Here is a 13955-nt window from a genome sequence, read left to right as displayed (position 1 = left end):
GATCAACTCGTGCTCTCGGTCGGGGGCGGAGGCTCCACTCCGTCGCGCTTCCAGGTCACGGTCACGGTGAGGTGGCAGTTGGCCTCGGTCCTGGTGATGACGGCCCCGGCCTGGGCCCCGAGTTCGACGCCGAACCTGACGGTGATCACGTCGGGCCGGGCCTTGCGCAGCTGTTCGAGAGTGGCGTGGGCGGCCTCCGTGATCGGCTCCAGCGCTCCCTGCAACGTCATCGGCAACTCGCGTACGGCATCGCCGATGCGACCGGCTTTCACCGGCCCGTCCCCCGCGGCGGCGGCCGGTCGCTCGACCAGGAGGACGCCTCCGCCGTCCAACGGAATCCGCGTCAGAGATGTCATCGCGCCCAGCCCGCCTCTCGTACCGGCTCTCCAACCACCTGACCAGCATTCTTGACGCCGACATATGCCGCATGCGGGGTGAGTCGTACGAGTGAGACGGCGGGCGGACCGGCACCCGGAGCTTCCGCCGAAATCCGGTGGATCCCTTTCGTCGACCTAGGTACCTTCGATCAAAACCTAGTGCCCCTAGGTTTTGATCGAAGGCATCCGGAGACCAGGAGAACCCCGTGCGCGCGCTCACCGAGCAGGCCATCCGTGACTCGTTCGTCAACTGCTCCCGGGGGGAGGCCAAGCGGCTCGCCACGCCTCGCGATCTCGACGGGCTTCCCTGGGACGACCTGGACTTCCTGGGCTGGCGGGATCCCGGCGCGCCCGACCGGAGTTATCTCGTGTCCGAACGGGACGGGGATCTCGTGGGCGTCACCCTGCGCCTCCCCCCGTCCCGGCACGGGTTCCTGCACCGGAGCATGTGCTCGCTGTGCCTGACGACGCACCCCGGCGGCGGCGTCTCCCTGATGACCGCCCGCAAGGCGGGAGCGGCGGGCCGCGAGGGCAACTCGGTCGGCGTCTACGTCTGCGCCGACCTCGCCTGTTCCCTCTACGTCCGGGGGAAGAAGACCCCCCTGTCGGGCAGCCGCTTCGAGGAGTCCCTCACGACGGAGCAGCAGATCGCCCGGACGGTCGGCAATCTGTCCGCCTTCCTGGCGAAGCTGCGCGACTGAGACCACGGGCGCACGTACGAACCGCGGACCGTGGCCGCCGCTCCGGCGCCGGAGGCCGCGAGAAGCCGGGGTCCGTCAGGAACCGGCCGGCGTCCAGTGCGGGTCGCGGCCCAGGAAGGCGAGCAGCGCCTCGGCCCGGCCGGCGCCCTCCGGCACCTCGCGCGCGGCGGCGAACACGCCGAACGCGTCGCGGAGGTGGTCGGCCAGCCGGTCCGCCGCGAGCCGGACGCCCCCGGCCAGGGCGTCGTCGAGGGGTGACGCCTGGCCGGTTGCCACGGCGATGTCCCAGGCGTGCACGGCGGCGTCCATGGCGGCCGCTGCCGCCGCCACGCGCGGTGGCAGCGGCCCGAGCGGCGTCGCCACCTCCTCCGCGCCGACGGGCAGGTCCGCGTAGACACCGGCGACGCCGGTGAGGACCTTGTCGAGCTCCGCCGTCACATCGGCCTCCAGCGCGTCGGCCGGGTGGAAGGGGTCCGCCTCGGGCCACCCGGCGCCGGTGACCGCCGCGCCGTACGCCTGCTGGTCGAGCCGGGCGTGGTTGAGCACCTGGGCCACCGTCCACTCGCTGCACGGCGTGGGCGCCGACCACGCGCCCTCCGGCACACCCGCGACCACGGCGCGCAGCCGGTCGTGGGACAGCGTCAGCAGTTCGATGCCCTCGAGATCGCTCATCGCGCTCATTCCGGTGCCTCCTGGTGCGGTCCGATCCAGCCGATGCCTTCAATCTAGGGCCCCTTGCGGACAGGTACGGTCCGCGATCGACACGTTCGGTATCCGTGTCGAGCGGGAAGGCACCAAGGATGCACGAGGCACGTGGTGAGTGGACGGCATCCGTCGCGAAGATCGTGGAGCGGCGCCGGGAGCCGGTGGTCGTCCAGACACTTCGTTCGACGGCCGCCGCGACGATCGCGTACGTGGTGGCCATCCATCTCAGTCCCGAGCCCGCGCCGCTGACCGCTCCCCTGACCGCGCTGCTGGTCGTCCAGGTCACCCTGTACTCGACGATCACCACCGCGATCCGGCGGGTGAACTCCGTGGTGGTGGGCGTCGTCATCGCCATCGGCTTCAGCAGCCTGGTGGGTCTGACCTGGTGGAGTCTGGGTCTGATCATCCTCGCCTCGCTGGTGGTGGGACATCTCGTCCGGGTCGACGAGTTCGTGCCGGAGGTGGCGATCAGCGCCATGCTGGTCCTCGGTGTCACCCGGGTGGGCAGCACCGCGTGGGCCCGCGTGCTGGAGACGCTGATCGGGGCGGTCGTGGGCCTCGCCTGCAACCTCGTGCTCGCGCCACCCGTGTGGGTGGGTGTGGCCGGGGAGCAGATCGAGGACCTGGCGCGCCGGATGCGGCAGCTGATGCTGCGGGTCGGCGAGGGCGCCGTCGCGCACACGCCGTTCCATGTGGCGGCCGAGCGGCTGCACGAGGCCCGCCGGCTCGACAACGACATCGCCGGGGTGGACGCCGCCCTGCGGCAGGCCGAGGACAGCCTCAAGCTCAACCCGCGGGTGCGCGAGGGGCTGCTGCACCGGGTCGTGCTGCGGACCGGCCTGGACACCCTGGAGATCTGCACGGTGGTCCTGCGGGTCATCGCGCGCAGTCTCACCGACCTGGCCAAGGAGCGCGAACCCCGGCCCCTGTTCGAACCGCAGGCCGGGATCGTCCTTCAGGAGCTGCTGTCCGAGGTCGCCGACGCCATCGTCAGCTTCGCGGTGCTGGTGACCACCGACGTCACGCAGAACGCGGAGTCCGCGGAGGAACGGCTCAGCGCGCAACTCGCCGCCGCCGCCGCAACCCGCGACAAACTGGCCCAGCTGTTCCTCGACGAGGTCCGGCGCGACCCGAGCCAGTGGCAGCTGCACGGCTCCGTCCTGGCCGAGATCACCCGGATCCTCGACGAGCTCGACACCGAGCACCGCACCAGGCGGCTGTTCGAGGAACTGGACCGCTGCGCCCGTGAGCAGCGCGAGCGCCGGCCGCGCCTCACCCGGCTGCGCGGCCGGCTGCGCCTGCCGCGCCGGAACCGTTCCACCGCGTCCGGGCGTTCTAGGTGACGGGTTCCGTGTGGGGAGACGGCACGGCGTCGTGGGGCGGTGAGCCGCCCGGCGTGGCCGCGGACAGGGCGAGCGAAGGGGCGGACGGATGACCGAGGACACCGTACGGATCGACGGGAACGCACTGCGGCTGCCGGGCGGGGTGCAGGTGCGGTTCGTACGGACGCTGCGCCTGCCCGAGACGGGCACGCACGCGCTGCCGCCGGGGCTCGGCGAGTTCCCCGTCCGGCGCGTCGAGGACTACGGGGACCGGGTGCCGGCCGAGTGGCGGGCGCGGGGCGGCGTGATGCTGCCGGTGTACCTGCGCGAGGCCATGTGGCTGAGTTTCGCCGGGACGGCGGAGCCGGCCGCGTTGCAGGTGGGCGTCGGCAAGGTGTGTGCCGTCTCCGGCAAGCCGTGGAGCTCCCGGCTCACCCGTGACCCGCAGAACTACCTCACGCTGCCCCGGCAGCCATGGCTCGACGGGATCAACTCCGGCAAGGGGACGGTCCGTCAGTTCGTGGCCGTGCCGCTCGGGCTGGGGGCGACGGTCGAGGGCCAGGTCACCGGTGAGGAGGTCTGGGGCGGTGTCCAGCTCCAGTCGTTCCCGCTCGAGGCCGGGGAGCTGGCCGCGTGGCGGGAGGCGGAGCGCCGCCGGGCGGAGGAGCGCCGACGGATGCCCCGGGCGCCGGGCGCGGCCATGCCGATGATGGCCGCGCCGCCCGCGCCCGGTGCCGCTCCCCGGCCCGGCGGGGCCGCCCGGGACCGGGCGCACAGGGCCCCGGCGATGGGCCTCGGCGTCGGCGGTTCGATGCGCCAGGAGGTCTACCGCGACGAGCGGCCGCTGAAGGCATGGGCGAAGGAACCGGGCGGACGCGTGTTCGTCCACCTGGTGACGCCTCCGCAGTGGCGCCGCATCACCGGCGAGGCGCCGCCGCCGTCCCCGGTGGACCGTGCGGCGTACACCCGCGCGGGGCTCCCCTGGTTCGACTACTACGACCAGGACGCCGACGATCTGGCGCCCACGGACGGGCTCGGCGCGGTGCGGCCCGTCGGCGACTGGCTGGGCGACGACCACGAGCCCTGGCAGCAGCCCTCGCCCCAGCAGGTGCAGCCGCTCGGTGACGCGCCGGGCAAGCCCGTCGAGGACGGCGACTGGTGACCGCCGTGCGTAACGCCCGGCGCGACGCACGGGGCCTTTCTTGCACTTCCGGGGTGCCGCACGCCAAGGTGGCCGTCCAGGCCTAGGCGATCGACACTCCGGGGTGCAGGCATGAACAGTGGTGCACGGCCGTCGCGCGGAGCGGGCGGCGACTGGAGCAGACGCCGCTTCGTCGGCGCGCTGGCGGGTGCCGCCGCGATCGCGGCGGTCCCGGCGTGCGCGGCGCCCCGGAAGGACCCCGCCGTGACGCCGCCGCTCCCGAAGACGCCGCCGGCCGGTCCCTCGGCTTCCGCGTCCGCGGCCCCGTCGGCACCGTCGTCCCCGGCCGCCCGCTCCGGTCCGCGGCCGCTGTTCCTGGGCACCTACACCTCGGGCGACGGCGGCGGGAAGGGGATCGGTGTCGCCGCGTACGACCCCGCGACCGGCGAGATCACCGGCGGCGGCGTGGTGACGGGCGTCGAGAACCCCTCCTTCCTCGCGGTGCATCCGGACGGCCGGACGCTGTACGCCGTCGACGAGCAGACCGCGGGCGCGGTGACGGCCGTCCGCCTCCCGGAGAACGAGGTGCTCGGCAGCCGCTCCACCGGTGGCGCGGGTCCCTGCCATCTGTCCGTGCATCCGAGCGGCCGCTGGCTGCTGAGCGCGAACTACGCCTCGGGGAGCGTCGCGGTGCATCCCGTCGGCGCCTCGGGCGCGCTCGGCGAGCGCACCGACCTGGTCGCGCACACGTCCCCGGCCCCCGGCCCCGGTCAGCAGGGCCCGCACGCGCACCAGTTCGTCACGGCCCCGGACGGCGGGCACCTGCTCGCCGTCGACCTGGGCACCGACACGGTGTACACCTACCGCCTCGACGAGACCCGGGGCACGCTCACCGAGGTCTCCCGGGCGCGGACGAGGCCAGGTGCGGGCCCGCGCCACCTCACGTTCCACCCCGGCGGCCGGTACGCCTATCTCGCCGACGAGGTGGCCGACACGGTGACGGTCTGCGGCTACGACCCGGCGACCGGCCGCCTCTCGGTGGGTGAGCCGCAGTCCACAGGCACGGGAGGCGGCACGAATTACCCCGCGCAGCTCCTGGTCACGCCGAACGGTTCGTACGCGTTCCTCGCCAACCGGGGCCACGACAGCCTGACGCGGTACGCGATCGAGGCGGGCGGCGCCCGGCTGCGGCTGCTGGACACGGTGCCGGTCGGCGGCGACTTCCCGCGTCACATCGCCCTCTCGCCCGACGGACGGCTGCTGTTCGCGGCCAACCAGCGCTCCGGCACGGTCACGGTCTTCGAGGTCGACCAGGAGAGCGGCGGACTCCGGCGCACGGGCGAGCCGTTCGCCTCACCCCTCGCGGTCTGTGCGCTGCCGCTGTAGGGGACGGGGACAGGAGGCGAGGCCCGCCTGCGTGAGCAGGACGTGCATGCGCTCCGTGAGCTGGGACACGTCGTCGGCGGGCGCGTGGAACGGCAGGCGCACATCGCCGTTGCCCCGCACCCGTTCGATGCGCAGGGTGAGCCCGTGGCGGTCGACGGCGAGGGGCTGGACGCGCACCGCGCCGTGCAGACTGTCCGGTTCGACGAGACGGGTGAGCCGCTCGACGGCGTCCGGGTGGGCGTCGGCGAGATGGGTGAGGAGGTGGGCCTCGGCGAGGGCGAGCGGATCGGGCCGGGCGCAGGCCAGTTCGTCCAGGTCGACCACCACGGTCCCGCCGGGCCGGCGCAGCACCGCGCGGGTGGTGCGGAACGACAGCCGCCCGTCCTCGGGGACGAACCAGCCGGCGAGCCAGAGCCGGGCCCGGATCCGGTTCCGTACGGGAACCGGCGCGACGTCGGCGAACTCCAGGACGGCGGACGGCTCTCCGCGCGGCGAGCAGACGGCCGCGGCCGACAGCGCGCTGTCCTCCGGCACGCTCAGGAGCACCCTGCCGTCCTCGGTGACGGAGTGCGAGCCGACGAACTCCTCCCGGCCGCCCTCGGCACTCACCGCGCAGGACCAGGCCGCGGCGAGCACCGAGCGGGCGTGCTCCGCCGCGGCGGGCGCGGCCGTCCAGGTGTGACGGTCACCCATCAGCTTCCTCCTTAGGTAAGGCTTGCCTAACCTATCGAAGATCCGGGCGTACGCCAACCACGCACCGTCGACCGGCGAACCGTCCGCCGGGATCCGGACCCGCCAGGGAACCGGACCTACCGGGGAAGACGGGAAAGAGGAGCCCCGGGCGATTCAGGGCGTGATCGCGCCGAGCAGCGCCCGCGCGCACAGATCCCGCACCTGCTCGCGGGTCAGCTCCGCGCCCCGGAGCCACTCCAGGCACACGGCCGTGGTGAAGGCCAGCCACCCGCGGACCGCGACACGCAGTTCGGGCCGGTCCTCGAAGGACCTGCCGAGCTCGGGATCCGCGGCCAGCGCCTGGAGGATCTGCCGCTCCTGGGCGGCCAGCGCCTGCTGGTAGACCCTGCGCACGGCCTGGTCACCGGCCGCGTCGGCGCGGTGGAAGGCGCGGAACCCGTGCGCGTGCTCCTGCACGTACCCGAGGAAGGTGTCCAGGCCCGCGCCGAGCTGCTCGCGCACCGGGACGCCGGGCACCGCCGCGGTCATCCGCAGCATCCGCCCGCTCTCCCGCTCGACGACGGCGGCGAAGAAGTCCCGCTTCGTCGGGAAGTAGTGGTACAGGAGCCCGCGCGAGACCCCGGCGATCTCGGCGACCTGCTCGATCCAGACGTCGTCGTACGGGCTCTCCGAGAACAGGCGGGCGCCGACCGACAGCAGTTGCTCCCGGCGCTCCCCGGTGCTGAGCCGGCGGCGTGCGCGCTCCCCCCGCTTCCCCGTCATGCCCGCACTTTACTTGACGCCGGTTCAGCAACGGGACCAGACTGAACTCCACTATTGAACTCACGTACAACAGACTCGACCTGCCCGATCCACAAGGGAGTTGGCGTCATGGCGGAGACGAAGGAGGCGGCTCGGGCCAAGGGGTTCCGCAGCGCGGAGCTGGGCTGGCCGGAGCTGCACCGCATTCCGCACCCGCCGCGCCGCGTCCCGCTGGTCGGCGATGTGCTCGGCGCGAGCGTCCGTTCCCCGCTCCAGGACTCCATGAGGTTCGGGAGGGAGCTCGGACCGATCTTCCGGCGCCGGGCCTTCCGCAACGAGATCGTCTTCGTCTGGGGAGCGGACCTCGCCGCCGAACTGGCCGACGAGTCGCGGTTCGCCAAGCACGTGGGCCTGGGAGTCGCCAACCTCCGTCCGGTCGCCGGGGACGGACTGTTCACCGCCTACAACCACGAGCCCAACTGGCAGCTGGCGCACGACGTCCTGGCCCCCGGCTTCAGCCGCGAGGCCATGGCGGGCTACCACCCGATGATGCTGGACGTGGCCGGGCGGCTGACGGACCACTGGGACCGGGAGCAGACCGCGGGCCGCGCGGTGGACGTGCCCGGCGACATGACGAAACTGACGCTGGAGACGATCGCCAGGACCGGCTTCGGCCATGACTTCGCCTCCTTCGAGCGCTCCCGGCCGCACCCCTTCGTGAACGCGATGGTGGGCACGCTGACCTACGCGCAGCGCCTCAACGTCGTCCCGGTCCCGCTGGCCCCGCTCCTGCTGCGCGGAGCGTCCCGGCGCAACGCGGCGGACATGGCGTACCTCAACCGCACGGTCGACGCCGTGGTGGCCTCCCGCCGGAGCGGCGGCGGCGAGGGCGACCTGCTCGACCGCATGCTGGAGACGGCGCACCCCGGGACCGGGGAGCGGCTGACCCCCGAGAACATCCGCCGCCAGGTCATCACCTTCCTGATCGCCGGCCACGAGACGACCTCCGGCGCCCTGTCCTTCGCCCTGCACTACCTCTCCCGGCACCCGGAGGCCGCCGCCCGTGCCCGCGCCGAGGTCGAACGGGTCTGGGGCGGCACGGACCGGCCCGACTACGAGCAGGTGGCCAAGCTGCGCCACGTCCGCCGGGTCCTCGACGAGTCGCTGCGCCTGTGGCCGACGGCTCCGGCGTTCGCCCGCGAGGCCCGGCAGGACACCGTGCTCGGCGGAGTCCACCCGATGCGCCGGGGGGCGTGGGCGCTGGTACTGACCGCGCTGCTGCACCGCGACCCGCAGGTGTGGGGCGCCGACGCGGAGGACTTCGACCCGGACCGCTTCGACGCGAAGGCGGTACGGGCCCGGCCCGCGCACACCTTCAAGCCGTTCGGCACCGGGGCGCGCGCCTGCATCGGCCGCCAGTTCGCGCTGCACGAGGCGACCCTGGTCCTCGGACTGCTGCTGCGCCGCTACGACCTGCGGCCCGACCCCGGCTACCGGCTGCGGGTGGCCGAGCGGCTGACCCTGATGCCGGAGGGCCTGCGCCTGCACCTCGAACGGCGCCCGCCGGTGGTGCCGGGGCGCGAGGCCGGCTCGGCCCGCGCCGTCGGCTGAGGGCCGGTGACGGCCGGGTCGCCCCGGGCCCGGGCCCGGCCGACCCGGTCGGCGCGAAGGACCGTACGGCCTTCGCCCGCGCCGGGGACCGGCTTCGGGCCCGAGAACCCCGTTCAGCCCCGGGAGGTCCAGTGGCCGGGCCGGACGACCGAGTCCGGGAGCCGGGTGCCTGCGCTGCCGCGGGCCGCGTTCAGCTGCGGCTGGGTGAGGAAGAGGGCCCCGGTCAGGTCGGCGTCGGTGAGGTCGGTGTCCCGGAGGTCGGCGCCGAGCAGATCGGCGCCGCGCAGATCGGCCCCGGTGAGATCGGCGGCGATGAGCAGGGTTCCGCGCAGGCTCGCGCCCCGCAGGTCGGCGCCCTTGAGGCGGGCTCCCATCAGATCCGCGCCGCGCCGGTCCTTCCTCCTGCCTCCGCCGGTCCCCGCCCGGACGAGCTCACTGGCCCGCAGCAGCAGCTCGCCGGCCTTCTGCCGGTGCGCGCCGACGTCCAGCGCGGCCAGGTCCTCCGGGGTGCCCCGGGTGAGGCGCTCGGTCGTGGAGATCAGGCGCCGGACGTCGGCGTGCACCGGACGCGCGGCGGGGAGCGTCAGCGTCTCGTTCAGGTACCAGAGCAGTTCGTGGAGGTGGCGCACGACGGGGAACACGTCGAACATGCTCCGGGCGCGCTCCTGGGTCCCCGAGCGCCAGTCCACTCCGCCGAAGATCACCTGGGAGACCTGCTGCCCGGCGCCGAAGCAGTCGTAGACCGTGCAGCCCGTGAAGCCCGTATCCCGCAGCCTGTCGTGGATGCCGCACCGGGAGTCGCTCCGCAGGTTCGGGCAGGGTTCACCCGCGCCCTTGTCGATCGCGAAGTCGGCCGAGCGGGCGAAGGGCAGGGCGACGCAGCACAGTCCGAAACACCGGCCGCAGTCGGCCCGTAGCCCGGTCCGCGGATCGGTCCGCGGTTCCGTTCGCGGTTCCGTCCGGGTTTCGGTTCGGGGCTCGGAGGATGTGCTGCCGTTCTCGTGCATGGGTTCCAGCCTACTCAGCCGCGGCGGTCCCCGAACCGCGCCCACGTGATGTCCGAGAGCGCTCGCGAGGGTTCCCGGCGCGCCCTGCCCGGATGTCCGGCGGCGACTCCGGGTATCGAGTCCGCCATGGACTCCACGGTGTTCCCCGGTCTTCCCGCCCCTCCCCCGCTGGGCTCGAGCGCGCTGCCGGCCGGGACGTACGACGGCTCGCTGGTGCTGGTCACCGGTGGCGGCACCGGACTCGGGAGGGCGATCGCGGCGGAGTTCGCCCGGCTGGGCGCCGACCTCCTGATCGTCAGCCGTCGCGAGCGGCATCTCGCGCCCGCACGGGCCGAGTTGGCGAAGCTGGGCACCCGCGTCACATCCGCCGTCTGCGACATCCGGGACCCGAAGCGCATCTGTGAGGTGTTCGACGGATGCGCGCTGCCCGACGTGCTGGTCAACAACGCGGCCGCCAACTTCCCCGTCCCCACCGAGGACATGTCCCCCAACGCCTGGCAGGCGGTCGTCGACATCACCCTCACGGGAACGTTCCTGATGACCCGTGAGTTCGGAAGACGGCATCTGGCGGCGGGCACACCGGGGTCGGTCATCGACGTCGGCGCGTCCTACGCCTGGACCGGCGGCCCCGGTTTCGCGCACAGCGCGGCGGCCAAGGCGGGCGTGGAGAGCCTCGTGCGGACCCTGGCCGTCGAGTGGGGGCCGTACGGCATCCAGGTCAACGGTCTGGTGCCGGGGCTGATGCCGCACGCGGACATGACGGACGACATCCGCGGCAATCTGGCACGGGCCGCGGCGGACGGCGGGGACGGGCGAACCGGGGAGGACGGAAGGAGCGGCCCGGGCGGCGAGGAGGACGGGGGGCGCGACGCGCTCGGCCGGCGGCAGCCCGCCCTGCGCGTCGGCGCGCCCCGTGAACTCGGCTGGGCCGCCACCTTCCTGGCGTCCCCCTACGCCCGTTTCATCACCGGTCACACCCTGGTGGTGGACGGCGCCAACTGGCAGCGCAGGGATCTGGTCGCTCCGCCGGTCACGCCGGTGCGGGACCAGCTGGGGCGTGGTCCCTTCACCGGCTGACCGTCATCCGCCGACGCTCACTCTCCCGGCTCCTCCCCCGCGAGACCCAGCCGGGCGAGCCGTTCGGGGTCGGCCAGGATGTGCATCGCGACGATCCTGCCGTCGGCGACGGTGACAGCCATGACCGACTGCGGCCGGCCGTCCACGACCGCGACGACGCCCGCCTCCCCGTTGACCCGGACGAGCCGCGAACTCGCCGCGAACCGGCGGAAGGCGAGCGCCGACCGGGCCACCGCCTCGGCACCGCGCAGCAGCTTGGACCCGGTGACGCCACCGACCAGCGCGCCCGCGTCGGCGCGCAGCACGACATCGGGATCGAGGACGGCGACGAGCGCCTCGAAGTCCCCCGCGCGTGACGCCGCGAGGAACGCGTCGAGGACCTCCCGCTGCCGGACGGCGTCCCGCTCGGGCTCGGGGGCGGCCTCCTTGACCCGGCGGCGGGCCCGGCTGGCGAGCTGGCGGGTGGCGGCCGCGTTGCGGCCCACGACGGGCGCGATGTCGTCGAAGGGCACCGCGAACATGTCGTGCAGCACGAAGGCGAGCCGCTCGGCGGGTTCCAGGGTCTCCAGGACGACGAGGAGGGCGAGCCCGACGGAGTCGGCCAGCAGCACCTCCTGTTCGGGGTCGATCCGGTCCAGGGAGCTGACCACGGGGTCGGGGACGAAGGTGTCGGAGAGCTCCAGGGGGCCCTCGCGGCGCGCGGCGCGGGAGCGCAGCATGTCCAGGCACACCCGGCCGGTCACGGTGGTCAGCCAGCCGCCCAGGTTCTTGATCTCGCCCACGTCGGTGCGGCCGAGCTTCAGCCACGTCTCCTGGACCGCGTCGTCCGCCTCGCTGAGCGATCCCAGCATCCGGTAGGCCACCGCCCGCAGCCGGCCCCGGTGCTCCTCGAACTCGTCCGCGAGAAGTTCGCTGTCGTGCATCGGTCCCCCCTGTCTCGTCCTACGCAACAGTGACCGATCAAAACACGTGGGTCACTTCCCCTCGAAGCGGGGCGCGCGGCGGGCGCCCCTGGCCGCGTACCCCTCCGCCGCGTCGTCGGAGGCGAGGGTGAGCGCGGCCGACAGGGCGGTCCGGTCGAGCGCCGCGGTCACGGGGGCTTCGGCGTAGGCGTCGATGTCGTGCTTGACGCCCTGCACGGCGAGCGGCGCGTTCGCCGCGATCTCCGCGGCGACGGTTCGAGCCGTCTCGTCCAGCTCGGGCTTCTCCACCACGAGTTGGACGAGGTTCAGGCGTTCGGCCGTCGTGGCGTCCAGCCGCCTCCCGGTCAGCGCGAGGAACTTCGCCCACCCCGCCCCCGCCTCGCGGGCGATCCGCAGGTCCCCGCCGGCATCGACGGCGAGTCCCAGCTGGACCTCGGGCAGGGCGAACACGGCGTCGCGGGAGGCGATCCTGAGGTCCGCCATCAGCGCCAGCTCGAACCCGAAGCCGAGGCAGTGGCCCTGGACGGCCGCGACGACGGGCTGCGGCAGCCGCGCGAAGGCCGCGAAGCGCTCGTGGGCCCAGCGGATGCCCTCGTAGTAGGCGCGGGCACGCTCGGCACCCGAGCGGCCGGTGATCGCGCCGCCCGGGGCGCTCACGTCGATCCCGGCGCAGAAGGCACGCCCCTCGGCCCGCAGCAGCACCGCCCGGACCGAGGGGTCGAAGCGGATCCGGTCGGCGAACAGGCCGAGTTGGCGGGTGGACTCCCAGCTCCACGCGTTGAGCTTCGCCGGCCGGCACAGGGTCAGTACGCCGATCCCGTCCTCGACTTCGAGGCGGAGCCGCTCCTCGCCCTCCGGGACGTCCGTGCGGGTGGTGTCGATCATCCGTACCCCCTGAGATTCTGACAGACCGTCAGAATCCCAGGGGGTACGGATGCCGTGAAGGGGGCGCGGACGTCTCAGACCTCGTCGCGCGTGAGCGCCAGCAGCCGGTCCAGTACGCGCGGACCGCCGGCCCGTACCCCGTCGTGCTCGAACTCGTCGGTCACCCACGTGCGCAGCCCCCGGACGGCCCGGGCGGTGCGCAGCGAGTGCCCGGCGTCCACGTACATGTCGTCGTGGTAGACCGCTGCGGCGACCGGCACCTCGTTCGCCGCGAGGCGGGCCGGGTCGTACAGCGGCGCCCAGTCGGTGCGGGCGGCCAGCTCCTCGGCGGTGTCGCGCAGCGGGCGCAGCGCCGGGTCGGTCTCGAAGGTCCAGGGGTGCACGGACTCGCCGGTGAACAGCAGCGGCCCGTCGTCCGCGAGGGTCTTGGCCGCGTCGAACTGGGGGAACTCGGCGCGCACGCGCTCGGCGGACCAGGCCGTGGGGCGGCCGCCCTGGGCGTAGATGGCCTCGTGGACCAGTGCGTACAGCGGGTGGCCCGCGTACGACAGCAGTCCCTGGACCTCCTCCTGGAAGGCGTCGGAGAGGGCGTGGCCCTGCGGGGTGCGGACGAAGGCGTCCTCCAGCAGGTAGTGCAGGCGGTGGCTGCCGTCGCTGCCGCCGAGGAGGATGCCGAGCGACTGGAAGGCCTCGACGGTCAGCCGGTAGCCGCCGTTCAGCACGGGCTCGTGCTGGAGCAGGTACTCCGCGATCCGGCGGGCGCGCTCGACGTCCTGCGGGTAGCGGGCGTAGTGCGCGGCGACCTTGCGCTCGATGCGCGGGTAGGCGGCGCGGTACACGTCGTCCGCGTGGGCGTCGAGGGAGGGCAGGCCGCCGGTGACGACGGCCGCGCTCAGCCCCTCGGGGGCGCTGGAGAGATAGTGCACGGTGCAGAATCCGCCGAAGCTCTGGCCCAGCACCGTCCAGGGCGCTCCGCCGGTGAGTCCCGGCCGGATGGCCTCGCAGTCCCGGACGATGGAGTCGGCGCGGAAGAGCGCGAGGTGGTCGGCCTGCTCGCGGGGGCCGCCGCGCAGCGGGAGCGTCTGCCGGTTGGCGGGGGTGGACGCTCCGGTGCCGCGCTGGTCGAGGAGGAGGACGCGGAAGTCCTTCAGCGCCCGGTCGAGCCAAGCCTGACGGCCGACGAAACGATTCGCCCCGAAGCCGGGGCCACCCTGGAGGTAGACCATCCACGGCAGGTTCTGGTGCGCCTTGTCGCTCGCGACGACCTCGCGGGCGAACAGTTCGATGCTCTCGCCGGTCGGTCGTTCGTGGTCGAGAGGCACGGTGAAACGGTGGTCGGTGAGGACGACACCGGGCTGGCGATAGCTGACGGTCAACAGGTCTCCC

14 protein-coding genes are annotated in these 13955 nt (G+C 73.6%); 6 read left to right on the top strand and 8 right to left on the bottom strand.

All coding sequences use genetic code 11. The annotated features are described in order from the left end of the window. Positions 1–2: 2 nt before the first annotated feature. On the bottom strand, positions 3–356 hold the full coding sequence (locus tag CW362_RS03015) for a CU044_2847 family protein (RefSeq protein ID WP_103547743.1): 354 nt from the start codon (positions 354–356) through the stop codon (positions 3–5). 227 nt (positions 357–583) lie between these two features. Between CW362_RS03015 and CW362_RS03010 the strand changes: the two genes are divergently transcribed. Continuing rightward, positions 584–1078 carry an FBP domain-containing protein gene (locus CW362_RS03010; protein ID WP_103547742.1) on the top strand — a complete coding sequence of 165 codons (495 nt, stop codon included), beginning with the start codon at positions 584–586 and terminating at the stop codon, positions 1076–1078. Positions 1079–1153: 75 nt separating this feature from the next. Here CW362_RS03010 and CW362_RS03005 read toward each other — a convergent pair whose 3' ends face one another. Further along, complete coding sequence (locus tag CW362_RS03005) at positions 1154–1750, bottom strand: TIGR03086 family metal-binding protein (protein ID WP_103547782.1); 597 nt, start codon at positions 1748–1750, stop codon at positions 1154–1156. 128 nt (positions 1751–1878) lie between these two features. On the opposite strand from CW362_RS03005, the gene CW362_RS03000 reads away from it, so the two are divergent. From CW362_RS03000 to CW362_RS02990, 3 genes are all read left to right on the top strand, one after another. After that, entirely contained in the window at positions 1879–3126 is a 1248-nt protein-coding gene (locus tag CW362_RS03000) for an FUSC family protein (RefSeq protein ID WP_103547741.1), read from the top strand. A gap of 88 nt (positions 3127–3214) precedes the next feature. Continuing rightward, on the top strand, positions 3215–4267 hold the full coding sequence (locus CW362_RS02995; RefSeq protein ID WP_103547740.1) for a hypothetical protein: 1053 nt from the start codon (positions 3215–3217) through the stop codon (positions 4265–4267). 111 nt (positions 4268–4378) lie between these two features. Then, positions 4379–5632: a lactonase family protein gene (locus CW362_RS02990; RefSeq protein ID WP_206300846.1), complete on the top strand. Its 1254-nt coding sequence runs from the start codon at positions 4379–4381 to the stop codon at positions 5630–5632. Here the strand turns inward: CW362_RS02990 and CW362_RS02985 are convergent. Next, on the bottom strand, positions 5600–6325 hold the full coding sequence (locus CW362_RS02985) for a DUF2470 domain-containing protein (protein WP_103547739.1): 726 nt from the start codon (positions 6323–6325) through the stop codon (positions 5600–5602). The two genes, CW362_RS02990 and CW362_RS02985, sit on opposite strands and share 33 nt — an antisense overlap. Before the next feature lie 153 nt (positions 6326–6478). Further along, positions 6479–7087, bottom strand: coding sequence for a TetR/AcrR family transcriptional regulator (locus CW362_RS02980; RefSeq protein WP_103547738.1), 609 nt, complete (start codon positions 7085–7087; stop codon positions 6479–6481). 108 nt (positions 7088–7195) lie between these two features. Between CW362_RS02980 and CW362_RS02975 the strand changes: the two genes are divergently transcribed. Continuing rightward, complete coding sequence (locus CW362_RS02975) at positions 7196–8677, top strand: cytochrome P450 (RefSeq protein WP_103547737.1); 1482 nt, start codon at positions 7196–7198, stop codon at positions 8675–8677. 113 nt (positions 8678–8790) lie between these two features. Here the strand turns inward: CW362_RS02975 and CW362_RS02970 are convergent, their stop codons facing one another. After that, positions 8791–9684 (bottom strand): pentapeptide repeat-containing protein, encoded by an 894-nt coding sequence (locus CW362_RS02970; RefSeq protein ID WP_103547736.1) that lies wholly within the window; start codon positions 9682–9684, stop codon positions 8791–8793. 126 nt (positions 9685–9810) lie between these two features. Between CW362_RS02970 and CW362_RS02965 the strand changes: the two genes are divergently transcribed. Further along, on the top strand, positions 9811–10761 hold the full coding sequence (locus tag CW362_RS02965) for an SDR family oxidoreductase (protein ID WP_103547735.1): 951 nt from the start codon (positions 9811–9813) through the stop codon (positions 10759–10761). A gap of 17 nt (positions 10762–10778) precedes the next feature. Here the strand turns inward: CW362_RS02965 and CW362_RS02960 are convergent, their stop codons facing one another. From CW362_RS02960 to CW362_RS02950, 3 genes are all read right to left on the bottom strand, one after another. Continuing rightward, positions 10779–11684 (bottom strand): sigma-70 family RNA polymerase sigma factor, encoded by a 906-nt coding sequence (locus CW362_RS02960; protein WP_103547734.1) that lies wholly within the window; start codon positions 11682–11684, stop codon positions 10779–10781. A gap of 51 nt (positions 11685–11735) precedes the next feature. Continuing rightward, positions 11736–12569, bottom strand: a complete 834-nt coding sequence (locus CW362_RS02955; protein ID WP_103547733.1) for an enoyl-CoA hydratase/isomerase family protein — start codon at positions 12567–12569, stop codon at positions 11736–11738. Between the two features lie 74 nt (positions 12570–12643). Continuing rightward, the gene (locus CW362_RS02950; RefSeq protein WP_103547780.1) at positions 12644–13945 is read right to left on the bottom strand and encodes an alpha/beta fold hydrolase; all 1302 of its coding nucleotides are present in this window, start codon (positions 13943–13945) and stop codon (positions 12644–12646) included. Positions 13946–13955: the final 10 nt, after the last annotated feature.

The organism is Streptomyces populi (genome assembly GCF_002911015.1).
Classification (GTDB): domain Bacteria; phylum Actinomycetota; class Actinomycetes; order Streptomycetales; family Streptomycetaceae; genus Streptomyces; species Streptomyces populi.
This window is presented reverse-complemented; position numbering and strand designations above follow the sequence as displayed.